This is a genomic window from Streptomyces sp. AJS327 (genome assembly GCF_013450295.1).
Lineage (GTDB): Bacteria > Actinomycetota > Actinomycetes > Streptomycetales > Streptomycetaceae > Streptomyces.
The window spans coordinates 100156-124961 of the sequence record NZ_SKBR01000002.1 but is presented as its reverse complement, the minus strand read 5'-3'; the positions used below and the strand labels follow the sequence as shown (position 1 = coordinate 124961).

At 73.1% G+C, this 24806-nt stretch carries 20 protein-coding genes; 6 read left to right on the top strand and 14 right to left on the bottom strand.

The window, feature by feature from the left end:
- Positions 1-603 precede the first annotated feature (603 nt).
- From E0L36_RS10460 to E0L36_RS10450, 3 genes are all read right to left on the bottom strand, one after another.
- Positions 604-1017 (bottom strand): RidA family protein, encoded by a 414-nt coding sequence (locus tag E0L36_RS10460; protein WP_180928756.1) that lies wholly within the window; start codon positions 1015-1017, stop codon positions 604-606.
- Between the two features lie 249 nt (positions 1018-1266).
- A complete protein-coding gene (locus tag E0L36_RS10455) occupies positions 1267-2052 on the bottom strand; it encodes an IclR family transcriptional regulator (RefSeq protein ID WP_180928755.1) in 786 nt (261 codons plus the stop codon).
- Entirely contained in the window at positions 2049-3272 is a 1224-nt protein-coding gene (locus tag E0L36_RS10450) for a sugar kinase (protein ID WP_180928754.1), read from the bottom strand. Before E0L36_RS10450 ends, E0L36_RS10455 begins: the two co-directional genes overlap by 4 nt.
- Before the next feature lie 253 nt (positions 3273-3525).
- Here E0L36_RS10450 and E0L36_RS10445 point away from each other — a divergent pair, with 253 nt between their 5' ends.
- Positions 3526-4842 (top strand): alanine racemase, encoded by a 1317-nt coding sequence (locus E0L36_RS10445; protein ID WP_180928753.1) that lies wholly within the window; start codon positions 3526-3528, stop codon positions 4840-4842.
- Positions 4843-4918: 76 nt separating this feature from the next.
- Entirely contained in the window at positions 4919-6529 is a 1611-nt protein-coding gene (locus E0L36_RS10440) for an amidohydrolase family protein (protein WP_180928752.1), read from the top strand.
- Positions 6530-6579: 50 nt separating this feature from the next.
- Here E0L36_RS10440 and E0L36_RS10435 read toward each other — a convergent pair whose 3' ends face one another.
- Positions 6580-7215, bottom strand: a complete 636-nt coding sequence (locus E0L36_RS10435) for a hemolysin III family protein (protein WP_308416796.1) — start codon at positions 7213-7215, stop codon at positions 6580-6582.
- Positions 7216-7897: 682 nt separating this feature from the next.
- Between E0L36_RS10435 and E0L36_RS10430 the strand changes: the two genes are divergently transcribed.
- Positions 7898-9739, top strand: coding sequence for a phosphoenolpyruvate carboxykinase (GTP) (locus E0L36_RS10430; RefSeq protein WP_180928751.1), 1842 nt, complete (start codon positions 7898-7900; stop codon positions 9737-9739).
- A 191-nt stretch (positions 9740-9930) separates the two neighbouring features.
- On the opposite strand, the gene E0L36_RS10425 is transcribed toward E0L36_RS10430, so the two are convergent.
- Both E0L36_RS10425 and E0L36_RS10420 read right to left on the bottom strand, forming a co-directional pair.
- Complete coding sequence (locus tag E0L36_RS10425) at positions 9931-10353, bottom strand: hypothetical protein (protein ID WP_180928750.1); 423 nt, start codon at positions 10351-10353, stop codon at positions 9931-9933.
- A gap of 283 nt (positions 10354-10636) precedes the next feature.
- Positions 10637-11848: a pyridoxal phosphate-dependent aminotransferase gene (locus E0L36_RS10420; protein ID WP_180928749.1), complete on the bottom strand. Its 1212-nt coding sequence runs from the start codon at positions 11846-11848 to the stop codon at positions 10637-10639.
- A gap of 343 nt (positions 11849-12191) precedes the next feature.
- On the opposite strand from E0L36_RS10420, the gene E0L36_RS10415 reads away from it, so the two are divergent.
- On the top strand, positions 12192-12908 hold the full coding sequence (locus tag E0L36_RS10415; RefSeq protein WP_180928748.1) for a TetR/AcrR family transcriptional regulator: 717 nt from the start codon (positions 12192-12194) through the stop codon (positions 12906-12908).
- Positions 12909-13121: 213 nt separating this feature from the next.
- On the opposite strand, the gene E0L36_RS10410 is transcribed toward E0L36_RS10415, so the two are convergent.
- The 8 genes from E0L36_RS10410 to E0L36_RS10375 form a co-directional block, all read right to left on the bottom strand.
- A complete protein-coding gene (locus tag E0L36_RS10410; protein WP_180928747.1) occupies positions 13122-15275 on the bottom strand; it encodes a thioredoxin domain-containing protein in 2154 nt (717 codons plus the stop codon).
- Positions 15276-15637: 362 nt separating this feature from the next.
- A complete protein-coding gene (locus E0L36_RS10405) occupies positions 15638-17077 on the bottom strand; it encodes a PTS ascorbate transporter subunit IIC (protein ID WP_180928746.1) in 1440 nt (479 codons plus the stop codon).
- A gap of 158 nt (positions 17078-17235) precedes the next feature.
- Entirely contained in the window at positions 17236-17517 is a 282-nt protein-coding gene (locus tag E0L36_RS10400) for a PTS sugar transporter subunit IIB (RefSeq protein WP_180928745.1), read from the bottom strand.
- Positions 17518-17528: 11 nt separating this feature from the next.
- On the bottom strand, positions 17529-18041 hold the full coding sequence (locus E0L36_RS10395; protein WP_219636526.1) for a PTS sugar transporter subunit IIA: 513 nt from the start codon (positions 18039-18041) through the stop codon (positions 17529-17531).
- 156 nt (positions 18042-18197) lie between these two features.
- Positions 18198-19073, bottom strand: a complete 876-nt coding sequence (locus E0L36_RS10390) for a class II fructose-bisphosphate aldolase (RefSeq protein WP_374705517.1) — start codon at positions 19071-19073, stop codon at positions 18198-18200.
- A 4-nt stretch (positions 19074-19077) separates the two neighbouring features.
- The gene (locus tag E0L36_RS10385; RefSeq protein WP_180928744.1) at positions 19078-20007 is read right to left on the bottom strand and encodes a 1-phosphofructokinase family hexose kinase; all 930 of its coding nucleotides are present in this window, start codon (positions 20005-20007) and stop codon (positions 19078-19080) included.
- Complete coding sequence (locus E0L36_RS10380; protein ID WP_180928743.1) at positions 20004-21215, bottom strand: N-acetylglucosamine-6-phosphate deacetylase; 1212 nt, start codon at positions 21213-21215, stop codon at positions 20004-20006. Before E0L36_RS10380 ends, E0L36_RS10385 begins: the two co-directional genes overlap by 4 nt.
- A 3-nt stretch (positions 21216-21218) precedes the next feature.
- A complete protein-coding gene (locus E0L36_RS10375; RefSeq protein ID WP_180928742.1) occupies positions 21219-22130 on the bottom strand; it encodes an SIS domain-containing protein in 912 nt (303 codons plus the stop codon).
- Between the two features lie 197 nt (positions 22131-22327).
- On the opposite strand from E0L36_RS10375, the gene E0L36_RS10370 reads away from it, so the two are divergent.
- Together E0L36_RS10370 and ptsP are read left to right on the top strand one after the other, a co-directional pair.
- Complete coding sequence (locus tag E0L36_RS10370; protein WP_180928741.1) at positions 22328-23074, top strand: sugar isomerase domain-containing protein; 747 nt, start codon at positions 22328-22330, stop codon at positions 23072-23074.
- Positions 23071-24756, top strand: coding sequence for a phosphoenolpyruvate--protein phosphotransferase (gene ptsP, locus E0L36_RS10365; RefSeq protein ID WP_180928740.1), 1686 nt, complete (start codon positions 23071-23073; stop codon positions 24754-24756). Before E0L36_RS10370 ends, ptsP begins: the two co-directional genes overlap by 4 nt.
- Positions 24757-24806 lie beyond the last annotated feature (50 nt).

The following is a 24806-nucleotide window of genomic DNA, read 5'->3' as shown; positions in this document are numbered from 1 at the left end:
GGACGGTTGGCGTTACGGACCGGTTCGTACGCGAGCGGTGCGGGCCGGACGGCCGAGGGCGGCGCGGAGGACTCCGCACCCGGGTCCGACGGGACCGGTGTGACACGCGGTACGTCGGTGTCTACCCACCGGGGGCCCGATCCGTACCAGCCAGCGGGGCCGGAATACCCGAGCCCAGGTGAACGCCCCCTATACCAGGGTCAGTTGGCGGGCGCCGTCACGTCCCACGGAGAGCCGGAGCACCGGAACGGGAACGCGGACGGCAGCGGGAACGGCAACGGGAACAGGGACGGAGCAGGGGGCGGGGACGGAAACAGGAACGGATGCGGGGACGAGACGAGGGGCGAACACTCCCGCACGGGCGCCCCGGCCGACACCCCGAGCGAGCGCCCCGGACGAACATCCCGGGAGCGGGCCCGAGAAGAACGCCCGGGGGCGAAAGACCGCCCGGGCACGCTCCGTTGGCCCCTCCCAGACCGAACCCCGCCTCGCCGTGCGCTCGTCGGACGGCCGGACGGGTTCACGGCGAGGGGCGGAGACCCGGCATCGGGAACGGGCCCGGTGGCGGACCGGGGGGCGGATTCGGGGGCTGGCGGGGGCGGTTCAGCCGAGTACCGCCAACGCGTCGATCTCCACCAGCAGTCCGGCCGGAAGACCCACGTAGACGGTGGTACGCGCGGCCGGGGCCTCCTGGAGTCCGGCGAAGAACTCGTTGTAGATCTCGTTGAGTTCGGGGAAGTGGGCGGTGTCCGTCAGGTAGACGCGCAGCATCATCACGTCCTCCCAGGAGGCACCGCCCTCGCGCAGGATCGCCTCGACGTTGGCCAGCGTCTGGAGGGTCTGCTCGCGCAGCCCGGGGCCGACGGGGGTGGGTGCCTGGCCCTCGGCGGCGGGCCCGAAGCCCACCTGCCCGGCGACCTGGAGGATGTTGCCCTTCCTCACCCCGTGCGAGAACCTCGCGGGGGGCGTGGTGTGAGTGGCGGGGGTCAGCGCGGTCTTGGTCAGCTTCTCGGTCATCGGCGTCGCTCGCTCTCTCTCCGTGTCGTCCGGATGGTCCGGCGTGTGCGGGGTGGTGGTCCGGGGCGTGCGGGGCGGTGGTGATCCGGGGGTGGTGACCCCGGTGGTGGGTGTGACGGGCGGGAGCGGTACGGGACCGGGCTCGGCGGACCCGGCCTCGGGGACCGGGCTCGGGGACCGGCGGGAGACCGGCCTCGGGGACCCGCACCAGGGGCCGGAACCAGGGACCGGACCCGGAGGCCGGGTCGGTCAGGGGGTCCGGGCGGGGCCGGGGCGCTCCTCCTCCGTGGGCCGGGGCCTGCCCGCGTACTCGGCGCTGATGGCCTCGGCGGTGTGGCGCACCCGGGGCAGCAGCGTGAGGAGTTCGTCGGCGGAGACCACGACGTTCGGCGCGGAGACCGACATCGCCGCGATGGTCCGGCCGTCGGTCCCCCGGATGGGTGCGGCGACACAGTTGATCGACTCCTCGTGCCCGCCGAGGTCGGTGGCCCAGCCCTGTTCGCGCACGGTGGCCAGCTCGGCGAGGAAGGCGGTGGCGTTCGGCGTCGAACGGGCCGTGTACTGGGGGTAGTCGAGGCGGGCGGCGAGGGCGCGGCGCTCCGGCTCCGGGAGGTCGGCCAGCAGCAGCTTGGCCACGGCGGCGACGGTGATCGCGACGGGCTTGCCGATCCGGGAGTACATCCGGACCGGGTAGCGGCTCTCGAACTTGTCGATGTACAGGACCTCGTTCTCCTCGTGCACGGCGAGGTGCACGGTGTGCCCGCAGGCCGCGTTCAGCTCGGCCAGGTGCGGGTGGGCGATCTCCCGTACGTCGAGGTTCTCCACCGCCTCCTGGGCGAGGGCGAACAGCCGGGCGCCGAGCCGGTAGCGGTGGTCCGGCTGACGGTGGACGATGCCGTGTTCGTGCAGGGTGCGAAGCAGCCGCAGCGCCGTTGACTTGTGCACGTCCAACCGCCGCGCCACCTGCTCCAGACTGGCCGGGCCTTCGGCCAGCAGCGGCAGGATGCTCAGCGCGCGGTCAACGGTCTGGCTCATGCGGTGGGTACCTCCGCGTCCGTGGGGTGCTCGTCGCCCGGTGCCGTCCAGCCGGGGCCGAGTCGCAGTGTCTCCCACGCCTCGTCGCTCAGCGCGGCCAGCCGGTCGGCGTGCTCCCGGGCGGGTGGCGCGGCGAGGTCACCGGGGACGGTGAGCGCGGCGGCGGCGGTGAGGTGGCCGTGCCGGAGCCGGTCCCGGGTGGGCAGGTCGCGCAGGGACGCGGAGAGGTACCCGGCGGCGAAGGCGTCCCCGGCGCCGACGGAGGCGACGACGTCGACGCGCGGCGCGGCCACGCTCACCACCGTGTCCGGGCGGTGCCCGCCGGACGCTCCGGGAGCGGCGCCGGGCTCCGGTGCGGTGGCGCCCGGCTGGGGCTCGCCGTCGGCGGGTTCCCTGGTGAACGCGGTGGCGCCCGCGGCGCCCCGCTTGACGATCAGCACGCGGGGTTCGGGCAGCGCGGCGCGTACCGCGGCGGGTCCGCCGGTCACCCCCCAGGCCGCCGCGGCCTCGTCCTCTCCGACGAAGACCAGGTCGCAGCCGCGGGCCAGCTCCAGCAGCACCTCGGGGCCCTCCGGCGCCGTGCGCCACAGCCCCAGGCGGTAGTTGACGTCGAAGGAGACGCACGGGCGGCCGGGGCGCGGGGCGGTGAGCTGGCGGAGCAGCGCGAGACAGCTGGCGGAGAGGGCCGCGGTGATCCCGGTGAGATGCAGTACCCGGCAGTCCGTCGGCGCCGGGGTGTTCTCCGGGGACATCGCGGAGGCCGCCGAGCCCGCGCGGTAGTACACGACCTCCGCGACCGGCCCGTCCGGAGCGACCGCCCCGTCCGTGCCATCACCCGGAGGTGGACCGCCGGGAAGCGGGCCCCCCGGTGGGCACCCGGGCGCGGTGGTGGCCCGCTCTCCGCTGGTGCGGAAGTAGATCCCGGTGGGCCGGGCGCCGTCGCGGGCGACGGCGGAGGTGTCGACACCGTGCCCGGCGATGGTGCGCACCAGGTGGTCGCCGAAGCCGTCGGCGCCGACCCGGCTGACCCAGCGGACGCGGTGACCGGCGCGCGCGAGCGCGCAGGCGACGTTGGACTCGGCGCCGCCGATGGCCCGGTCGAAGGAGGGCACGTCCGCGAGCGGTCCCGCCCGGTGCGGCACGAAGGTCACCAGCGACTCGCCCAGGCAGACGGCATCGGTGTACGGACTGGTCTCCACGGCCGGTACCGCTCCCCTCATGTCCCCTCCTGTCCACGTCACCGCCGCCGCGCCGCCCGGCCGAGCGGGCCCCAACACCCGCTCCGCGCCCCGTCGTTGGCCTGCCTCCGGTGCCCGCCGTCAGTACCGCCGTCGATGACGTCCGCGCCCCGTCGTGGCGGGGATCGGGGCGGGTCCGCACATTGACCCGGTGCTCAGCGGGATGCTAGACAGCGTCAAGCGTTATGCGCAATGTGCATTGCATACTTTGCAACTTCATCGCTACGGAGTCGCCATGGCCCCCGCCGACACCCCCGTCGCCCGCCTCGCCGACGAACGCGTCGACCACCGCTTCAAGGGCCTCCCCCCGGACGCCGAGGGCCGCACGCTGGGTCAGCTCGCCGCCGAGCGCCGCTCCCTGTTCACCGGCGGCTTCACCACCCCGGTGCTCGCGCTGTCCGAGGACCACCTGGCGCACAACCTGGCGCTGCTGGAGCGGTACGCACGGCGGCACGGGCTGGCCTTCGCCCCGCACGGCAAGACGTCCATGGCCCCCCGGCTCTTCGAACGCCAACTGGAGCACGGCGCCTGGGGGATCACGCTCGCGGTGCCGCACCAGGCGCGGGTGGCGCGGGCCTTCGGGGTGGAGCGGATCTTCCTCGCGAACGAGCTGGTGGACCCGGCGGCGCTCCACTGGGTCGCCGCCGAGCTGGACCGGGACCCCGCCTTCCGGTTCCTCTGCTACGTCGACTCGGCCGAGGGCGTCGCACTGATGGACGAGGCACTGCGCGCCGCCCCGCGCGCGCCCGGGCCCGGGGCGACGCCACGGCCGGTGGAGGTCGTCATCGAGCTGGGCGCGGGCGCGGGGGCGCGCACCGGAGTGCGGTCGCGGGCGCCGTTCCGCGAGTGCGTCGCGCTCGCGGAGGCGGTGGCGGGCACCGGGACCCTGCGGCTCGCCGGGGTCGCCGGGTACGAGGGCGAGGTGCCGGAGGCCACGCCCGCGACGGTCACCGGCTGGCTGCGCGAACTCACGGCGCTGGTGGGCACGTTGGACGCGGCGGGGCACTTCGCGGAGCTGGACGGGATCGTGCTGAGCGCGGGCGGCAGCGCCTGGTTCGACGCGGTGGCGGAGGTCTTCGACGCGCTGCCCGCCCTGTCCCGGCCGGTGCTGAAGCTGCTTCGCTCCGGTGCGTACGTCTCCCACGACGACGGCCACTACCGGGACGTGACGCCCTTCCGCCGGATCCCCGAAGAGGGCGGGCTGCGCTCCGCGTTCACGCTCTGGGCCCAGGTCGTCTCCCGGCCGGAGCCCGGGCAGGCGTTCCTCAACGCGGGCAAGCGGGACGCCGCCCACGACCTGCGGCTGCCCGAGCCGCACACGGTGCGCTCCGCCCGGGACGGCGGTCAGCGCCCGGCGCGTGGGCTGACCGTCACCGGCCTCTCCGACCAGCACACCTGGCTGCGGGTGGACGCGGCGGCGGAGCCGCCGGAGGTCGGGGACTGGGTGGGTCTCGGGATGTCACACCCGTGCACGATCTTCGACCGGTGGGGCTGTGTGCCGGTGGTCGAGGGGGACGGCACCGTCGTCGAGTTCGTCCGCACCTTCTTCTGACCCGTCAGCGAGCGCGCGGCACCGGGCGCGGGCGGTACCGCGCCGGACCGTCGTCGGCCGAGACCGAGGAGCCGGTATGGAACTGGTCATCAGGGACGCACGTGTCGTGGACGGCGGCGGGGCGCCCGCCTACCGCGCCGACGTGGGGATCGAGGACGGCCGGATCGCCACGATCGTCCGCGAGGGCGAGCCGCGCCCCGGCGGTCGGCGGGTGCTGGAGGCCGACGGGCTGGTCCTCTCCCCCGGCTTCGTCGACATGCACGCGCACAGCGATCTGGCGCTGCTGCGCGATCCTGACCACTCGGCCAAGGCGGCCCAGGGCGTCACCCTGGAGGTCGTCGGCCAGGACGGGCTGTCCTACGCGCCGGTCGACGACCGCACGCTCGACGAGGTGCGCGGGGCCATCACCGGCTGGAACGGCGGCGGCCCCGGCGACACCTCGCTGGACTTCGACTGGCGCACCGTCGGCGAGTACCTGGACCGGATCGACCGGCAGGGCACCGCGGTGAACGCGGCCTACCTGGTCCCGCAGGGCACCGTGCGGATGCTGGCGGTCGGCTGGGAGGACCGTCCCGCGACCGCCGGCGAGCTGCGCCGGATGCGCGAACTGGTCGCGGAGGGGCTGGAGCAGGGCGCCGTGGGCATGTCGTCCGGGCTGACCTACACCCCGGGCATGTACGCCTCGGACGCGGAACTGACCGAGCTGTGCCGCACGGTGGCCGCGTACGGCGGCTACTACTGCCCGCACCACCGCTCGTACGGCGCGGGCGCCCTGGAGGCGTACGAGGAGATGGTCGGGCTGGCCCGGGAGGCGGGCTGCGCCCTGCATCTCGCGCACGCCACCATGAACTTCGGCGTCAACGAGGGGCGGGCGCCCGAGCTGCTGGCGCTGCTGGACCGCGCGCTGGACGGCGGAGCGGACATCACGCTGGACACCTACCCCTACACCCCGGGCTGTACGACGCTCGTGGCGATGCTGCCCAGCTGGGCGAGCGAGGGTGGGCCGGAGGCGACCCTGGCGCGGCTGCGGGACCCGTCGACGGCGGCCCGCGTCCGGCACGTCATGGAGGTGGAGGGCGCCGACGGCTGCCACGGGGTACCGATCGACTGGGACACCATCGAGATCTCCGGGGTGACCCGCCCCGAACTGGCGGGGTACGTCGGCCACACCGTCGCGCGGTCGGCCCGGGAGCGCGGCGAGGCACCGTTCGACACCGCGGTCCGGCTGCTCGTCGAGGACCGGCTCGGCCCCACGATCCTCCAGCACGTCGGCCACGAGGAGAACGTCCGGCGGATCATGCGGCACCGGGTGCACACCGGTGGCAGCGACGGCATCCTCCAGGGCGACAAGCCGCACCCCCGCGCCCACGGCACCTTCCCGCACTACCTGGGCCACTACGTACGGGAGTTGGGGGTGCTCTCGCTGGAGGAGTGCGTGGCGCACCTGACCTCGCGCCCGGCGGCCCGGCTGCGGCTGCCCGACCGGGGCCTGGTCCGCCCGGGATACCGCGCCGACCTGGTGCTCTTCGATCCGGACACGGTGGCCGCCGGTTCCACCTTCGACCGCCCGCGCACCCCGCCGGTCGGCATCCCGCACGTCCTGGTCGACGGGCGCCCGGTCGTCGAGGACGGGCGGCGCACCGACGTCCTCGCGGGCCGCTCCGTGCGCCGGACCCCGCTCCGCTGAGCCGGGCCACCCGCCGGACGGCCGGACTGGCCGCCAGCTGGGCTGGTTCGCTAGCTGTGCTGGTAGGCGACGAGCGAGATGCCCACGTAGTGCACGACGAAGGCGGCCAGCGTGAAGGAGTGGAACACCTCGTGGAAGCCGAACCAGCGCGGTGACGGGTTCGGCCGCTTGATGCCGTAGACCAGCCCGCCGAGGCTGTAGAGCAGCCCTCCGACGATCACGCAGACCAGCACCGCGATGCCGCCCGCCTGGAGGAAGTCCGGCAGGAAGAAGACGGCGGCCCACCCCATGGCGACGTAGCACGGGGTGTAGAGCCAGCGGGGGGCGCCGACCCAGAACACCCGGAAGGCGATGCCCAGCGCGGCGGCGGCCCAGATCCCCCAGAGCAGCAGGTCCCGACGGCCGTCCGGGAGCAGCAGTATGGTCAGCGGCGTGTAGGTGCCCGCGATGATCAGGAAGATGTTGGCGTGGTCCAGCCGCCGCAGGACGGCGGTGGCGCGCGGGCTCCAGTCCCCGCGGTGGTAGAGCGCGCTGACGCCGAACAGCAGGCAGGCGGTGAGCGTGTAGATCGCGCAGGCCAGTCGGCCGCGCGTGCTCCCAGCGAGCGCGGTGAGGAAGATCCCGGACACCAGGACCGCGGGGAACATCCCCGCGTGCAGCCAGCCCCGCAGTCGGGGCTTGAGCACCTGGGCGGCGGAGGCGGCGGCCGAGGAAGCGGCGGAGGCCGCCGAGGCCGCGGCGGGGAACCGCGATCCGGGACGCGGTGCCTGGCCGCCCGCACCGCGCGGCGGTTCGTCGCCGACGGCGGCGTCCGGGGCGGAGCGGGGGACGTTGGCGGCGCCGGTCTCGTGGTTGTTCTCCGCCACCGGCTCCGGGTGCGCGGTCGCGGAATACGCGGAAGACGGCGACGGCTGGGACGGGCGGGACGGGGACGGGAACTGCGCGCGGGCCGACGGCCCGTCGGCCGCCGGGGTGGGGAACGGCTCCGCGGCTGGCGTCTCCTGGGACGGGGAATCAGCGGCAGTCATCGGGCAATCGTAACCAGAACGCCCTCCGAACCTACGGGGGCGTAAGTGACGGACGACGCCCCGCGCGTGGGAGGGGCCGACGCGCCCGGGCGGCTTCGCGTGCGTGCCGTGACCAGCGCGCGGTGCGGGGCCGGAGCGCGAGTGGTGACGGACACACCGTTCCCATCTGGACAGTCAGCGTCTAGGCTCGGATGATCAGATGAGCAAGGGCGGCACCGGATGAGCATGCGCACCCGCCACGGACGCATCCGGGTCGCGGCCCCCAAGGGGCGTGCAGAACCACCAAGGAAGCGGATACCCGTGCCGTATCCGCATGTCACCCTCAACGTCTGGAGCGATCGTGGCGCGCAGTTCTGCGGCTCCCACCACCCACCCGATCCCCACCCGCCACCAGGAACTGATCTCCTGGGTCGACGAGATCGCCGCACTGACCCAACCGGACCGCGTCGTCTGGTGCGACGGCTCGGAGGCGGAGTACGAGCGGCTGTGCGAGGAGCTGGTGGCGAAGGGCACCTTCACCAAACTCGACCCGATCAAGCGCCCCCACTCCTACTACGCCGCCTCCGACCCGAGTGACGTCGCCCGGGTCGAGGACCGCACCTTCATCTGCTCCGAGAAGGAGGAGGACGCGGGCCCCACCAACCACTGGAAGGCCCCCGCCGAGATGCGGGAGCTGTTCTCCGGTGAACGCGGCGTCTTCCGCGGCTCGATGCGCGGCCGCACGATGTACGTCGTCCCGTTCTGCATGGGCCCGCTGGGCTCGCCGCTCTCCGCGCTGGGCGTCGAGATCACCGACTCGGCGTACGTCGCCGTCTCCATGCGCACCATGACCCGGATGGGGCAGCCGGTCCTGGACCAGCTCGGCGCCGACGGCTTCTTCGTCAAGGCCGTGCACAGCGTCGGCGCCCCGCTCGCCGAGGGCGAGAGCGACGTGCCCTGGCCGTGCAACAGCACCAAGTACATCTCGCACTTCCCGGAGACCCGCGAGATCTGGTCCTACGGCTCGGGCTACGGCGGCAACGCGCTGCTCGGCAAGAAGTGCTACGCGCTGCGCATCGCCTCCGTCATGGCACGGGACGAGGGTTGGCTGGCCGAGCACATGCTGATCCTCAAGCTGACCCCGCCGAAGGGCGGCCCGGAGGCCGCCAAGTACGTCGCCGCCGCCTTCCCCAGCGCCTGCGGGAAGACGAACCTGGCCATGCTGGAACCCACCATCCCCGGCTGGACGGTCGAGACGGTCGGCGACGACATCGCCTGGATGCGGTTCGGCGAGGACGGCCAGCTGTACGCGATCAACCCCGAGGCGGGTTTCTTCGGTGTCGCGCCCGGCACCGGTGAGCACACCAACGCCAACGCGATGAAGACCCTCTGGGGCAACTCGGTATTCACCAACGTCGCCCTCACCGACGACAACGACGTCTGGTGGGAGGGGATGACCGAGGAGTCGCCCGCGCACCTCACCGACTGGAAGGGCAACGACTGGACGCCCGAGTCCGGCACCCCCGCCGCCCACCCCAACGCGCGCTTCACCGTCCCGGCCGGACAGTGCCCCAGCATCGCGCCCGAGTGGGAGGACCCGCGCGGGGTGCCGATCTCCGCGATCCTCTTCGGCGGACGGCGGGCCACCGCGGTGCCGCTGGTCACCGAGTCCTTCGACTGGCGCCACGGCGTCTTCCTCGGCGCCAACGTCGCCAGCGAGAAGACGGCGGCGGCCGAGGGCAAGGTCGGTGAACTGCGCCGCGACCCCTTCGCGATGCTGCCGTTCTGCGGCTACAACATGGGCGACTACTTCGCCCACTGGGTGCGCCTCGGCGAGGAGGCCCCGGACCCGGCGAAGCTGCCCCGGATCTACTACGTCAACTGGTTCAAGAAGAACGACGAGGGCTCGTTCGTCTGGCCCGGGTTCGGCGAGAACAGCCGGGTGCTCAAGTGGATCGTGGAGCGGCTGAACGGCGAGGCGGAGGGCGTCGAGACGCCCATCGGCACCCTCCCGACCAAGGCCGCGCTCGACACCGACGGGCTCGAACTGACCGACGAGGAGCTGGACTTCATCCTCGCCGTCGACCGTGACGTGTGGCGGGAGGAGGCCGCGCTGGTGCCGCAGCACCTGGAGACCTTCGGCGACCACACCCCCACCGCGCTGTGGGACGAGTACCGCGCCCTGGTCAGGCGACTCGGCTGAGCCACGGACACACCCGACGCCCCCGGCGCTTCCCCGCGCCGGGGGCGTCGCGCTGTCCGGGAACGGCCGCCCGCCACCCCTCCGGACGCCGGTGGCCCGGGGAGTGCGGCGTCGGCCGCGCGCTGGCCGGCACCCCGATGCGGCGGGCCGGACGAGCGGATCAGACCGGTCCGGTGGAACAGACCGACGGATCAGACCGGCTCGGCGAGCCCGAGCCGCTCTCCGTGCGCCACGGCGCACTCCTCCGCGAGCTGGATCGCGAGCGCGTCCTCGCGGGACGTGGCGACGGCGAGCGCGTTGCCCGCGAGCCGGTGCGCCCGCTGGTGCAGCGCGACGACCCGGGACGGATCGCCGCTCGGCGCCGAGGGCGCCGCACGCAGCGGGGCCTGCCCGGACCGCAACCGCGCAACGCCCTCCGCGAGCCGCCGCGCCCGCTCGTCCAGCTCGGCGGCGGGCGCCAGCGCGCGGATCTCGTCCACCACCGTGAGCAGCGCGGTGAGCTGACCCGCGAGCCGGATATCCAGCTCCTCCTCGCGGGAGCGGCGCGGCGCCCGCACCGCGGGGTCGGGCTCGGCCATCGTGTGGACCGACTTGCTGCGGATCGGTTCGTACATGGGTGGCCTCCTGGCGAACATCTTCGGGAAGACATCCTAACTTAGACTCCGTCTAAAGTTGTCCTCTCTCGCGTTCACCTTCCACGCGGCGTCCCGCCCCTCCCCCGCCCACCGGACGGCGCTCGCCGCGTACCCCCCACGACCGGCCCCACCCCCGAGCGCACGACCCGGGGACGAAGCTGCCCCGGACACACCGCACCCCCGGCCCACGGAGGGCCGGGGGTGCGGGGAGCGCGCGAGATGACGGGAGGGCGCCCCGGAGCACGGGGCGCGGAGCCGGGGCTCAGTACTGGCTGTAGCCGTCCAGGAAGTTCCCGATCCGGGTGACCGCCTCGGCCAGCTCGTCGGCCGCCGGGAGGTTGACGATCCGGAAGTGGTCGGGCTCCGGCCAGTTGAATCCGGTGCCGTGCACGATCATGATCTTCTCCTCCCGGAGGAGGTCGATCACCATCTGCCGGTCGTCCTTGATCTTGTACACGTCGGGGTCGAGCCGGGGGAAGGCGTAGATGGCGCCCTTCGGCTTGACGCAGGTCACGCCGGGGATCTGGGTGAGCAGCCGGTGCGCGGTGTCACGCTGCTCGCGCAACCGTCCCCCGGGCAGCGTCAGGTCCTCGATCGACTGCCGGCCGCCGAGCGCGGTCGCCACCGCGTGCTGCGCGGGCATGTTCGCGCACAGCCGCATGTTGGCCAGGATCGTCAGCCCCTCGACGTAGCTGTCGGCGTGCGCCTTCGGTCCGCAGACCGCCAGCCATCCGCTGCGGTAGCCCGCCACCCGGTACGACTTCGAGAGCCCGTTGAAGGTGAGGGTGAGCAGGTCGGGGGCGACTACCGCGGTGGGCGTGTGGGTGGCGTCGTCGTAGAGGATCTTGTCGTAGATCTCGTCGGAGCAGACGATCAGGTTGTGCCGCCGGGCGATGTCCGTCAGCCCGCGCAGCATCTCCTCGTCGTAGACCGCCCCGGTCGGGTTGTTCGGATTGATGATCACGAGTGCCTTGGTGCGGTCGGTCACCTTGCGCTCGACGTCCGCGAGGTCCGGCAGCCAGTCCGACTGCTCGTCGCAGCGGTAGTGCACGGCCGTCCCGCCGGAGAGCGAGACGGAGGCGGTCCACAGCGGGTAGTCGGGCGCCGGGACGAGCACCTCGTCACCGTCGTCCAGCAGCGCCTGCATCGACATCTGTATGAGTTCCGAGACGCCGTTGCCCAGGTAGACGTCCTCCACCGACAGCTCGACACCGCGCGTCTCGTAGTGCTGCACCACCGCGCGGCGGGCGGAGAGCAGCCCCTTCGCGTCCCCGTAGCCGTGTGCGCTGCCGACGTTCCGGAGCATGTCCTCCAGGATCTCGGGCGGGCAGTCGAAGCCGAAGGCGGCCGGGTTTCCGGTGTTCAGCTTGAGAATGCGGTGCCCCGCCGCCTCAAGCCGCATGGCCTCCTCCAGGACGGGGCCCCGGATCTCGTAACAGACGTTGGCGAGCTTGGTCGATTGGATCACCTGCATATCGCCACCTTACGGGCGAGTTTCGCAAGCCGCCCCGTGTTTCTCCTCACCCTCGCCGCCCCCGCCCGCCCGCACCGGCGGCGCTCCCCCCGCGCCACGGGCCCCCGTCAGCGGGCGGCACCGGCCGCACCGGCCACGGCCACGGCGCCGACGACGCCGGGCACCGGACCGCCGATCCAGCGACGGCCCGGAGCCGGCTCCCGCACGTACCGGAAACGCGCGCCCCACTCCCCGCGGCCGCCCGCACGCGCGCCAACTCGCCACACGCCGCGCACCGCACGCCCCCGGCACGGAGCCGGAACAGCCGTAGCCCCCGCCCGGGCGGTGGCCGAGAATGGTCACCATGGCTCGCGTAACCACCCCTTCCGCTGTCCCGGACGCCTCCGTGCCCGCCACCACCGCCCCCGACCCGCTGGCGGACGCGACCGGCCGTACGCACCGGACCGGCGCGGCGCTCCAGGAGAGCGCCGCCACCCCCCGGCTCGGGCTGCGCGAGCGCAAGAAGATCCAGACGCGGCGGGCCATCCGGCAGGCGGCCTTCCGGCTCTTCGCCGAACACGGGTACGACGCCACCGCCGTCGACCGCATCGCGGAGGCCGCCGAGGTCTCCACCAGCACCGTCTTCCGGTACTACCCCACCAAGGAGGACATCGTCCTCACCGACGAGTACGACCCGATGATGGCCGAGGCGCTGCTACGCCGCCCGGCCGGGGAGGCTCCGGCGACCGCGGTGCGCCACGCCCTCACCGATCTCACGCGGGAGGTCTGGAAGCACCAGGGGGTGGAGATCACCCAGCGGCTCCGGCTGGTCTGCGAGGTGCCAGCGGTGCGGGCGCGGCTGATCGAGAGCGTCGCCGTCACGGGCCGCGCGCTGGCCCGCGCCCTGGCGCAGCGCACCGGCCGCCCGGCGGACGACCTCGAACTCCAGGTCTTCGTGGGCGCGGTGGTCGGCGGGCTGGTCCAGGCGATCCTCTGCTGGGACGCGAACGGCCGGACCGGAGAGCTGGTCCACCTGCTCGACCGGGCCCTGGCCCTCCTGGAGAACGGCCTGCGGCTCTGAGCATCCCCGAGGCGCCAGCGCGCCCCCGGCGTCCCGCCGCGCGGCCAGCCGACGGGCCCACCCGCCCCAGCTTCCGCCATGCCCTCCGGCTTCCACCCGGTTCCGTCCAACTCCCGCCCCGGGAAGACCGGTTCGGCCGGTTCGCCGGGACCAGCCGGTCCAGCGGGTCCAGCCGGTTCTGTCAGCCCGGCCGGTTCGGCCGGTTCGGCCCGATCAGGGGAGGGTGGACGGCTCCTCCGGGGTGAGGGCGGCGGCCAGCTCGTCCGCGTCCGTCGTCGGCGCGGAGCAGACGAAGCCCCGGCAGACGTAGGCCGCCGGGCGGCCGTCCACCAGGCCCCGGCCCCCAAGCAGCGGCACCTCCGCCCCGGCGTCCGCCTCCACCCCGGCCTCCTCCGGGGTTCCGGGGCCGGGCTCCGGCTCGCCGCGCGCCACCACCACACCGGGCGCCGTGGCCAACAGCGCGGTGCGGTGCAGCAGTTCGGTACCCGGATCGGACGCGGGCCCGACGACGGCCACCTCGCGCGGCCCGTCCAGCAACGCCTCGGCCGCGGCGAGACCCCAGCCGATGAAGCGCGGCACCCGCGCCGCCAGCGGGGAGACCACCGCGAGCGCCCGCTCGGCCGCCCGCCGGTGCCGGTCGGAGCCGGTGTAGGCGGCGTAGCTGAGCAGCGCCGCGGCGGCGGCCGTCCAGCCGGAGGGCACCGCGTTGTCCGACGGGTCCTGCGGGCGCCGGATCAGCCGTTCCGCGTCGTCCGCCGTGTCGTACGGGGTGCCGTCCTCGCCGACGAAGCGGGCCAGCACCGTCTCCAGCAGGGCGCCGGTGCGGGTCAGCCACTCGGTGCGGCCGGTCACCGCGAACAGCGTGAGGTAGCCCTCGGCCACGTCGGCGTAGTCCTCCAGCACCCCGGCGCTCGGGCCCGCGGCGCCGTCCCGCGAGGTGCGCAGCAGCCGGGTGTGGGGGCGGCCCTCCTCCGGCGCCGGTTCCACCGTGTGGACGGCGGCGAGCAGTTCGGCGGCCCGGGTGGCGGCGTCCACCAGGTCGGGCCGGTCGAAGTACTGGCCGGTCTCGGCGAGGGCCGCGATGGCCAGCCCGTTCCACGCGGCGACCACCTTCTCGTCCCGCGCGGGTCGGGCGCGGGCGGCGCGGGCCTCACGCAGCCGGGCGCGCACCGACTCCAGCCGCTCCCCGTCCGCGCCCCCGCCCGGACCCACGTTCTCGCCGCCGCCCTCGTTCTCACCGTCGAGGGCGGGCAGTTGGAGGACGGAGGCGCCCTCCTCGAAGCTGCCCTCGGCCGTGACGCGGAACCGGTCGGCGGCGTACGCGGCGTCCCGCTCCCCCAGCGCCTCGACGAGCTGCGCCGGGGTCCACACGTAGTACGCGCCCTCCCGGTGCCGTCCGGTGCCGTCGTCGCTGTCCGCGTCCAGCGCGGAGGCGAAACCGCCCTGGGCGGTGCCGAGTTCGCCGACGAGGAAGTCCGCGGTCTCCAGCGCGATCCGCCGGGCGAACGCGGAGCCGCTGGTCCGCCAGAGATGGGCGTAGACCCGGCAGAGCAGCGCGTTGTCGTAGAGCATGCGCTCGAAGTGCGGAACGACCCACTCCGCGTCCACCGAGTAGCGGGCGAACCCCCCGCCCAGCTGGTCGTAGAGCCCACCGCGGGCCATCGCCTCGCAGGTCGCCTCCACCATCTGGAGCGCCCCCTCGGAGCCGGTGCGCGCGTGCTGCCGCAGCAGGAACTCCAGCACCATGGACGGCGGGAACTTCGGAGCGTCACCGAAGCCACCGCGCACCGCGTCGAAGTCCCGGGTCAGCCCGAGCAGCGCGGCACCCGTCTCGTCCGGTCCCGGGACGCCCGCCCCGTCGTACCGGAGGGCGCGGGAGGCGAGGTCCCGCGTGATCCGCGCCGCGACGTCCGCGACCTCCTCGCGCCGCTCCGCCCAGGCGAGCCGCACCCCCTCCAGCACCTCGCCGAAGGACGGCATGCCGTGCCGGGGACGCGGCGGGAAGTACGTGCCGAAGTAGAAGGGTTCGGCCTCCGGGGTGAGGAAGACCGTCATCGGCCAGCCACCGTGCCCGGTGGCCGCCTGCACCGCCTCCATGTACACCGCGTCGACGTCCGGGCGCTCCTCCCGGTCGACCTTCACGGACACGAAGTTCTCGTTCAGCAGCCGCGCCGTCTCCACGTCGGCGAAGCTCTCGTCCGCCATCACATGGCACCAGTGGCACGCGCTGTAACCGACGCTGAGGAGAACCGGAACGTCCCGCCGCCGCGCCTCCTCGAACGCCTCGTCCGACCAGGGCCACCAGTCCACCGGATTGTCGGCGTGCTGCTGGAGATACGGGGACGTGGCATCGGCCAGGCGGTTCATACCGGCATCGTCGCACGGCCCGGAGCGTCCGGCCCAGCGCCCGGGAGCCGTCCGGCGGGCGACGGACGGCGTCACGAGCCTTCGGACGCCAGCCCGGCCGAGGAGAGCGGAGCGAACGACCGTCGTGTACACCCCTTGGCGACATGTCGTCCCGGGTCTTCCCCAGGACGATGGCCTGGACGACCCCGGCCCAGCCGTGGCGCGCGTGCTCGTCGGCCACCAGCGCGGACGGCCGGTAGCGCGGCTCCCGTTCCCGGTGCTGACGGTTGGGGGGATCGGCGGGACGGCTGGTTCTGCCGCCTGGGGCGGACGGGGTCGGCCTCGTGGCCGGTTCGGTGGCCCGTCCGCCCGGGTGCGGATCGTCAGCTCTGCGCCGACCCCTCCTCGGCCTTGTCCGGTGCGTCCTCCGTGCTCGTGGGCAGCTTCGGCTGCCAGGTGAAGGCCACCAGGGTCACGACCACGACACCGGCCAGCGCGACGGCCATCCACGGGCCGAGCAGGGAGTCGACGGAGTGGATGACGAGCCCCGGGACGATCACGTCCGGGACGGTGAAACCGAGCCCCTTCGCGCCCTGCGCGCTGAGGTCGCCGAAGACCTGGAACTTGTACGCGGCGCTGATGAGGATCCAGCCGAGGAAGCCCCAGAGGAATCCACCGGCCCACGCGCCGCGGCGACCACCGGTGGCGTTGGCGAAGATCGCCGCCGCGCCGCAGGCGAAGAACGCGACGATCATGCTGGGGATCGGCACCGGCCAGCCGATGGCGGCGAGGAAGCCCATGCCGACCACCTGGCCGATGACCCCGGAGATCAGCCCGATCACCAGCGCGTTGGGCGCGAAGGAGAAGATCACCGGCACGTCGAGGGCGGGCTTGGCGCTGGGAATGATGCGGCGTGCGATGCCTTCGAAGGCGGGCACGATCTCCGCGATCAGCATCCGCACGCCGTAGAGCATGATGAGCATGCCCGCGGCGAAGCCGAGGGCGGAGAGCAGCGTGAACACCAGCCAGTTCTGGCCGTCGGATATGTCCTTGGTGAAGGTGGACAGGCCTATCTGCGAGATGGCTCCGGCCGCGGCGGCGAAGGCGATGACGAACATCACGAGTGTCGTCGAGACGGCGACGTCGCGGAAGAAGTTGAGCTTGGCGGGGACCTTGATGTCCTCGGTGCTCTTCTTGGGGTCGCCGACGAGCTTGCCCAGGCCCGCGGCGGCGACGTTCAGCAGCGTCTGCCCGTGACCGAACGCGACGTCGTCCCGGCCGGTGATCTTGCGCATCACCGGCTGCGCGAGGGCGGGCGCGAACGTCATGTAGGCGCCGTCCACGACCGACGCCGCGGCGACCGTGACCACGTCGCCCAGGTCCAGGCTGTGGAAGAGAATCGCGAAGGCGCCGGCGTGGACCCAGATCATGTGGCCGGTGAGGTACACGTATCTCGCTCTGGTGACGCGAGCGAGCAGGAGGTGGAAGGCGTAGCCGAAGAGCAGGGTGAGGCCGATCAGCATGCCGATCCGGCCTACGTCGGCGGTCTGGACCGCGCTGACGACCGCTTCGTCGAAGGTGGCGAAGGTCGTGATCCGGCCGGTGGGCAGCGCCTTCTCGAACATGGTCTGGATCGGGGTGAGTGCCTCGATGAGGACGGTGATGCCGCCGGCGATGACGAGCAGGCTGAGCGTGGTCTTGATGGTGCCCGAGACGGTGTCTCCCAGCGGCTTTCGCTGAGCGAGCAACCCGATCAGGGCGATACAGCCGATGATGATCGCCGGCACCTGGACAATTTCCAGGAGGAAGTTCAGGACGTCCATGTGCGTTCTCCTGCGCGGAATGGGCGTGCGGGCCGTCAGGGCCGCATGGTGGGAACCGGCTCGGCGTGCAGCTGAGTCCGTCTGATCTGGGGTGAGCGCTCAGAGGCCGCTCGTCGGGGAGCGTGGTGGCGCGGCCGCCCGGAGTTGGCGGCGGGCCGTCAGCTCGGCAGGGAGCGGATGAGGTCGAGGACCTTCCGGCTGACCTCGTCGCGGTCGACGAGGTTGTCGACGAGGACGACGTGCTTCGCCGAGCCACCCGAGACCTGGTGCTCCATGTCGCGGGGAGCGATGACGATGTCGGCGTGCATCGACTTGAACGAGGCGAGGTCGACCGGGTCGACGCTGGCCTGGATGCCTTCGTCGGCGACGATCTGGCGCACCTGCATCGCCAGCATCATGCTCGTGCCGAATCCCATTCCGCAGACGGTCGCGATCTTCATGACGTTCTCCTTCAGTGGCTGTTCTGGTCGCGGTGGCTGTTCTGGTCGCTGGCGGCCGGGAGGCCGTGGCGCAGCAGGACCGCGTGGATCTCGTCGCCGGTCTCGGCGGCGCGCAGTTCGGCGAGGGCCTCGCGGTTCTGGATGAGGGTGACGATCTGCTGCAAAGCCCGCAGGTGGGCCTGCTTGTCGAGCGCCGCGAACGCGATGACGACGTCCACCGGGTCGTTGGCGGCGTGGCCGAACTCGACCGGCTCGGCCAGTGTGACGATCGAGACACCGGGCGAACGGACACCTGCCTCCGGGCGGGCGTGGGGCATGGCGACGCCGGGGGCCACGACGACGTAGGGGCCGAGGTCGCGTACCGCGTCCTTCATGGCCGAGACGTAGTCGTCGGTGCAGAGGCCACCGCGGACGAGCAGTTCCCCCGCGGCGTCCACCGCGTCCTGCCACGCGGGGGCGGCGACGCGTGCGCGCGTGCGCTCGCGCGGCGCCAGGGGGGTCGGGTCCGCTGTCTCTCCGCTCACTGGTCGCCCTCCACGGAGGAGGACGGTCCGCGTCCCGGGGTCTTGCTGGAAGTCAGCCGGTTCATCACCACTCCCTGCTCATTAGTGATTGAAACTTCGCCAGATAGGAACAGTTTCAGTCAGTTGATGTCAATGTTTCGGTAGGAAAAATGTGATTCAGTCAGCATGTGTGGGGATGGGCTGGGGGCCTGGCACCGTGGAGGGCTCCGCGAGGAGCCGCAGCAGCCGGGCGACCTCTTCCGCCACGGCGTCGCGACCGGCACCGAGATAGCCGCGCGGGTCCCCTCGTCGGCTCGTCGTGATGGCCGCGAGCACCGCCCGCGTCATCCGCAGGTTGAGATGGGTCGCGATGTTGATCTTTCGCATGCCGGCGGCGACGGCCGCTCGCAGGCCGTCGTCCGGCACGCCGGACGAGCCGTGGAGCACCAGGGGAACCGGCACGGCGGCGGCGAGCCGCCGGATCAGCGGCTCGTCCAGCCGGGCGTCCCGGGTCTCCATGGCGTGCGAGGAGCCCACCGCGACGGCGAGCGAGTCGACCCCGGTGGCCTCGGCGAACCGCCGTGCCTCGGCCGGGTCCGTCCGCGCTCCCGGTGCGTGCACGCCGTCCTTGCCGCCGATCTCGCCCAGTTCGGCCTCGATCGACGCGCCCCGTTCGTGGCACCAGGCGGCCACCGACGCCGTCTCGCGCACGTTGTCGTCGTGCGGCAGCCGGGAGGCGTCGAACATGACCGATCCGACACCGAGGCCGACGGCACGGTGCAGGAGGTCGACGTCGGTGGCGTGGTCCAGGTGGACGCTCACGGGGGCACTGGACTCCTCGGCGATGCGCAGGCAGGCGAGGGCCAGGGGGCCGATGCTGCCGTGGTAGCTGACGGTGTTCTCGGAGATCTGCAACACGACGGGGCGCCGGGCCGCTTCGGCGCCGGTGACGATGGCCTCCGCGTGTTCCAGCGCGATGACGTTCATCGCGCCCAGCCCGGTGCCGTCGGCCTCGACGCGGGCGAGTAGTTCCGCCATGGTCATGTGGGGCACGTGGTTACCTCTCGCTGAGGAGTCGGGTGATGGGTTCGGCGTGCAGCTGGTGGCGCCAGGCTCGCCGGGTCGGCAGGTCGATCTCCCCTGCCGCGGGGGCGACCACGGCCGCGGCCGATGTGGCGACGGCCTCGGTCAGGATCTCGGGCCAGGGGCGCCCGTCGGTGAGGGCGGAGGCGATGGCGGCCACCGCGGCGTCACCGGCCCCCGTGGGGTTGCCTTCGAGCGCCCGCAACGGCTTGACCTGCCAGGTCGTCTCGGAATCGCTGGCGATCACGCCGTCGGCGCCGAGCGTGACGACGACCGGCGCACCGGTTGCCGCGGCGAGTTCGCGAGACGCTGCGACGACCTCCACCGCCTCGCCTGACGCGCCGAGGAGCCGCCCGAGTTCGTCCCGGTTGGGCGTGAGGATGGCGGCCGAGTTCCGGGCCGCGTACAGGAGGGGTTCGCCGTCGAGGTCGAGGATGACCGGCACCGCGTGCTCGCGTCCCAGGTGGGCCAGCCGCGTCGGGAGTGCGGGGTCCGTCCCAGGCGGGAGGCTCCCGGATACGACGAGGACCGTCGCGTCCCGAAGCCGCTGGGCGACCAGGTCGGTGAGGTCGTTCTCGCTGTTCGGCGCGGCGACGTACCCCGGTTCCCACAGCGAGGTCACACGCTGGTCGTCGTGGACCACGAGGGTCTGGCGGGTCTGGGGCAGTGACTCGACGAAGTGCGCGTCGACGCCCCGGTCCGTGAGCAGCCCGGTGAACCCTGGCCCGGCGAGGCCGGTGGCGAGGGTGGAACGGCGGAGCAGGCGCAGCACCCGGGAGACGTTGACCCCCTTGCCGCCCGGGCTCCTGGTGACTTCCGTGACCCGGTGCACGTCTCCGGGCTCCAGGTGGGGCAGTCGGTAGGTGACGTCGATCGCGGGGTTGCAGGTGACGGTGAGGATCACGCGACCCACCCGCCCCGGCGCATGACCTGGCGTACGCGCAGGTCGTCGTCGAGTCGCAGCAGGTCGGCCCGGGCGCCCCGGACCAGGCATCCGATCGGGGCGGCGGCCTCGCGTGCGGCGTGGAGAACGGCCGCCGGGGTCCGGGTCGCCGCCGTGACCGCCGCGGTGAGGTCCGCTCCCGCGTGGCTCACCAGCCGCCGCACGGCGTCGGCGAGGTGAATCGTGCTGCCGGCGATCGAGATCGGCTCACCGTCGATGACGAGCTTCGCGACACCATCGGCCACCTGGACGTCCTGGGGCCCGAGCCGGTAGGTGCCGTCAGGCATTCCCGCGGCGGCCATCGCGTCGCTGATCAGCACGGTCTGCCCGGCCGGGAGGAGGGTCGTCACGAGCCGGGCGGTGGCGTCGTCGAGGTGGGTGCCGTCGACGATCAGCTCGACGCGCGCGTCGAGGTCCGCGGCGGCCGTCAGCGCGGCCGCGACCGGACCCGGGGCGCGGTGGTGCAGGGGCGGCATGCCGTTGAACAGATGCGTCGCGAGCCCGGTGACCCCCCGCGCGCGGCCCCGGCGCAGCGCGGCGTCCGCCGTGGTGGCGTCGCACGAGGTGTGCCCGACGGACGCGGTGACCCCGCTGCCGTGCAGGAGGTCGATCACGTCGAGCGCCCCGGGCAGCTCGGGAGCGAGCGTCATCGCGACGAGGTGCCCGCGGGCGGCGTCGATCAGCTCCCGGGTGAATCCGGTGTCGGGGGCGCGCAGGTGCTCGGGGTCCTGGGCCCCGCAGCGGCTCGTGCTGAGGAAGGGCCCTTCGACGAAGACCCCCGCGATCACGTCGCGGTCGGCGGCGTCGGCCGCTGCCCCGACCGCCGCCAGCATGCGGTCACTCGTGTCGGTGACCAGGCCCGCGACCACCGAGGTGGTGCCCCGCCGCAGATGGTGGTCGGCCGCCGCCGCGATCTCGTCCGCCGCGCCGCTGGTGAACGACGCGCCGCCGCCCCCGTGGCAGTGGATGTCGACGTACCCGGGCACGATCACGCCGGATCGCGGTGTGCCGTCATCGTCGCGGCGCGCGGGGCGCACCTCGGCGATCCGGTCCGCGACGACGCTGACGACTCCGTCCTCGATCACGCCGTGCGGGGTGACGACGCGCCCGCGCAGGTTCTGGCCGGACCGCTCCTCGTCGGAGCGTCGTCCGTTCTCACCGGTGTCCATGGGTTACTCGGCGGCGTCGGCGAGGATGACCGAGCGGCTCAGGTTCCGCGGCTGGTCCGGGTTGAGGCCGCGGCGGAGCGCCAGCTCCAGGCTGAGGCGGTGGACTCGGACGAGTTCGGCCAGCGGGTCGTTCGCGAGGTACTCGAAGTGCGCACCGGTGGCGGCGACATCGTCGGCCAGACCCGGCACCGGTTCCCCCAGCGCCCACACGACCCGGCCCGGGGCACTGACGCTCAGGGGGCCGTGCCGGTACTCCATCATCGGGTAGGACTCGGTCCACTGCTGCGCGGCTTCGCGCAGCTTCAGGGCGGCCTCGTTCGCCAGGCCCACACTCCACCCCCGTCCCACGAAGGTGAACTGCTCGGCCGCCAGCAGCGTCGGCCACGTCTCGTGCTCGGTGTCGAGCGCTTCCCGCGCCTGGGCCGCCGCCGCCTCCAGGTCCTGCCCTAGGTGGGCGCGCAGCAGGGCGAGCGTGGTGGTGGCGAAGCGGGTCTGCACCACCGAGGCCTCGTCGACCTGCGGCGTGGCGATCGCGTCCGCCAGTTCGAGCACCGGGGAGTCCGGCGTGGCCGTGACCACCGTGGCTGGCACGCGGCCGCGGACCTCGGCGAGCAGGGCCAGGATCTCCGTCGTCGTGCCCGACCTGGTGATCGCCACGATCCGGTCGTAGGGCCGGTCGAGCCGCGCCTCCGTGGGGGTCCACGCGTCGGTCAGGCCGAGGCCCGCGTCCTCCCGGAGGCTGGCGTACGCCTGCGCCATGTAGAGCGAGGTTCCGCACCCCACCACGGCCACGCGCTCCCCGGTCGCGGGCAGCAGCGCCTGGTGGCGCTCGACCCCGGCGGCCGCGGACAGCCAGTCGGTCGGCTGGGTCGCGATCTCGGCCTCCAGGTGGGTCCTGCGCACGGAAACGGTCATCTCTCCTCCAGTGAGGGTCGGCCTGCCCATCCAGTCACCGACTGCGCGAATCTGACGCAGGGTGCGGATTACCGGGCAGCTTCACGCAACATTGAGATGGAGGCTAGCGCATGATGCTTGTTAATGACTAGAAGCTTGACTTTCCAATCAGCTCTATGCAGTGTGACACCACTCGTTCCACTACGAAGGAGAACCGGATGCCCAACCTGCCCGCCGCCTACTTCGATGCCGCGATCGAGCTTCTACGGCGGCTGCGAGACGAAGAGGTCAGCCCGATCGAGGAGGTCGGCGCTGTCGTCGGAGAGGCGCTGCGTTCCGGTGGCCGTCTGTTCGCCTTCGGCTGCTCGCACTCGTCGCTCCCGGTGCAGGACATCGTTTACCGCGCCGGTGGCCTCATGCTCGTCAACCCCGTCTACGGGCCGGGCATCGCCGCCCTGGACACCCGCCCGACGACGCTGGGCAGCGACATCGAGAAGCTGCCCGGGTACGCCAAGGCCCTCCTGGACAACTCCCCGCTGCGCGAAGGCGACGTCCTGATCGTCGTCTCCGTGTCCGGGCGCAACGCGGTGCCCATCGAGATCGCCCAGCTCGCGGCCGAGCGTGGTGCCACGGTGATCGCCGTGACCTCGCACGAGTACACGGACGCCGTCGAGTCCCGCCACCCCTCGGGCAAGAAGATGAAGGACTTCGCGCACCACGTCCTCGACAACAAGGTCCAGGCGGGCGACGCCGTACTGTCCCTGCCGGGCGTTCCGCAGCGGTTCTGCGCCCTGTCCGGGGTGACCAGCACCGCCTTGCTGCACGCGCTCGTCGCGGCCGTCATCGCCGACCTGGACAGCCACGGTGAGACCCCGCCGGTGTTCCTCGCCGCCAACGTGGACGGCGGTGCGGAGTGGAACGCCGAGCACATGTCCAGGAACGCCGATCGGATCTTCTACCTGTGACGACGACGGCCCACGGCGGACAGGCACGCACGGTCATCCGGGGACGTGGCGTCAGCGGGGGAGTCGGCGTCGGACCGGTCGTGCGCATGGCCGAGCCCGTCCCCGAACCCGCTCATGACGGCCGGCACACCGGGGACGGTGACGCGCGGGACGCCCTCCGCGAACTCGCTGGCGCGATCGACACGGTCCAGGAGGAGTTGCGGCGGCGCGCGGGAACCGCGAGCGGCGAGGTGCGCGACATCCTGCTCGCGACCATGGCCATGGCCGGTGACACCACCCTGCACCGGAGCGCGGAGCAGTTGATCGAGGCGGGGGCCTCGCCGCAGTCCGCCGTCTGGCGCGCGTGCGGCGGGATCGCGGACGCGTTCGCCGGCCTCGACGGCGTCTTCGCCCAGCGGGTGCGCGACGTCGAGGACGTCCGCGACCGGCTGATCAGCGCCTTGGACGGACGCCCCGCGCCGGGAGTGCCACACCGCGACGAGCCGTTCGTCCTGGTCGCCCACGACCTGGCCCCGGCGGACACGGCGACCCTGAACCCGGCCCAGGTGACCGCGCTCGTGACCGCGTCCGGCGGCCCGACGAGCCACACCGCGATCCTGGCCCGTTCGCTCGGCATCCCCGCCATCGTGGCGGCGCCGGACGCGGCCACGCTCGTCGAGGACTCCGTCGTTCTCGTCGACGGTGACCGGGGATCCGTCGTCGTCGGCCCGGCGCCCGACGAGATCGCGCGGTCCACCGAGGGGCCGGACCTCGCCGCCCCCTTCCGGGGCACGGCCGCGACGGCGGACGGCCACCGGGTGGTTCTGCTCGCGAACGTCGGGGACGCCGAGGCCGCCGACGGGTTCGCCAGCGGAGGGGCCGAGGGCATCGGCCTGTTCCGCACCGAGGTGTGCTTTCTCAACCGCACCACCCGGCCGGGCGTCGCCGAACAGACGGGCCTCTACCGGACGGTGCTCTCCGCGGCGGGCAGCGGCAGGGCCGTCGTGCGCACCCTCGACGCGGGCGCCGACAAGCCCATGGCCTTCCTGCCCCACCAGGCCGAACCGAACCCGGCCCTCGGGGTGCGCGGGTACCGGATGGCCGGGGCCGCGGAGGGGATCCTGGAGGACCAGCTTGCCGCGATCGCCCAGGCCGGTCAGGACGTGGCGGCCGACGTCTGGGTCATGGCACCCATGATCGCCACTCCCGCCGAGGCGTACGAGTTCGCCAGGGCCGCACGGCGTCCCGGTATCTCGCGGGTCGGAGTCATGATCGAGGTCCCCTCGGCCGCCCTGTGCGCTGACGAGATCCTCACCGCCTGCGACTTCGTCTCCGTCGGGACCAACGACCTCACTCAGTACACGATGGCCGCCGACCGGGAACTCGGCGGGGTCGCCGCCCTGAACGACCCCTGGCAGCCAGCGGTCCTGCGTCTCGTGGAACGCGTCGCCAACGCCGGTACCCGGGCGGGCAAGCCCGTCGGCGTGTGCGGCGAGGCGGCCGCCGACCCCGCGCTGGCCTGCGTGCTGGTCGGCATGGGCGTGAACTCCCTGTCGATGACGCCGCGCGCGGTCACCCCGGTCGCCAGACGACTTGGGGACGTCACCGTCGAACAGTGCCGGCGCATGGCCGCGGTCGCCCTGGCGGCCGACTCCCCCGAGAGCGCACGCGCTGGCGCCGAGGGCGTCCTCGACGCCCAGTGAGAGCAACCGGCGGACAGACGACAGACAGACGACGGACAACGAGAGCGAGG

Excerpts from the sequence above, each read along its gene's own strand:
- E0L36_RS10460 (WP_180928756.1), bottom strand. The coding sequence starts at position 1,017 with ATGACCGAGAAGCTGACCAAGACCGCGCTGACCCCCGCCACTCACACC.
- E0L36_RS10455 (WP_180928755.1), bottom strand. The coding sequence starts at position 2,052 with ATGAGCCAGACCGTTGACCGCGCGCTGAGCATCCTGCCGCTGCTGGCC.
- E0L36_RS10450 (WP_180928754.1), bottom strand. The coding sequence starts at position 3,272 with ATGAGGGGAGCGGTACCGGCCGTGGAGACCAGTCCGTACACCGATGCC.
- E0L36_RS10445 (WP_180928753.1), top strand. The coding sequence starts at position 3,526 with ATGGCCCCCGCCGACACCCCCGTCGCCCGCCTCGCCGACGAACGCGTC.
- E0L36_RS10440 (WP_180928752.1), top strand. The coding sequence starts at position 4,919 with ATGGAACTGGTCATCAGGGACGCACGTGTCGTGGACGGCGGCGGGGCG.
- E0L36_RS10425 (WP_180928750.1), bottom strand. The coding sequence starts at position 10,353 with ATGTACGAACCGATCCGCAGCAAGTCGGTCCACACGATGGCCGAGCCC.
- E0L36_RS10420 (WP_180928749.1), bottom strand. The coding sequence starts at position 11,848 with ATGCAGGTGATCCAATCGACCAAGCTCGCCAACGTCTGTTACGAGATC.
- E0L36_RS10415 (WP_180928748.1), top strand. The coding sequence starts at position 12,192 with ATGGCTCGCGTAACCACCCCTTCCGCTGTCCCGGACGCCTCCGTGCCC.
- E0L36_RS10410 (WP_180928747.1), bottom strand. The coding sequence starts at position 15,275 with ATGAACCGCCTGGCCGATGCCACGTCCCCGTATCTCCAGCAGCACGCC.
- E0L36_RS10405 (WP_180928746.1), bottom strand. The coding sequence starts at position 17,077 with ATGGACGTCCTGAACTTCCTCCTGGAAATTGTCCAGGTGCCGGCGATC.
- E0L36_RS10400 (WP_180928745.1), bottom strand. The coding sequence starts at position 17,517 with ATGAAGATCGCGACCGTCTGCGGAATGGGATTCGGCACGAGCATGATG.
- E0L36_RS10380 (WP_180928743.1), bottom strand. The coding sequence starts at position 21,215 with ATGGACACCGGTGAGAACGGACGACGCTCCGACGAGGAGCGGTCCGGC.
- E0L36_RS10375 (WP_180928742.1), bottom strand. The coding sequence starts at position 22,130 with ATGACCGTTTCCGTGCGCAGGACCCACCTGGAGGCCGAGATCGCGACC.
- E0L36_RS10370 (WP_180928741.1), top strand. The coding sequence starts at position 22,328 with ATGCCCAACCTGCCCGCCGCCTACTTCGATGCCGCGATCGAGCTTCTA.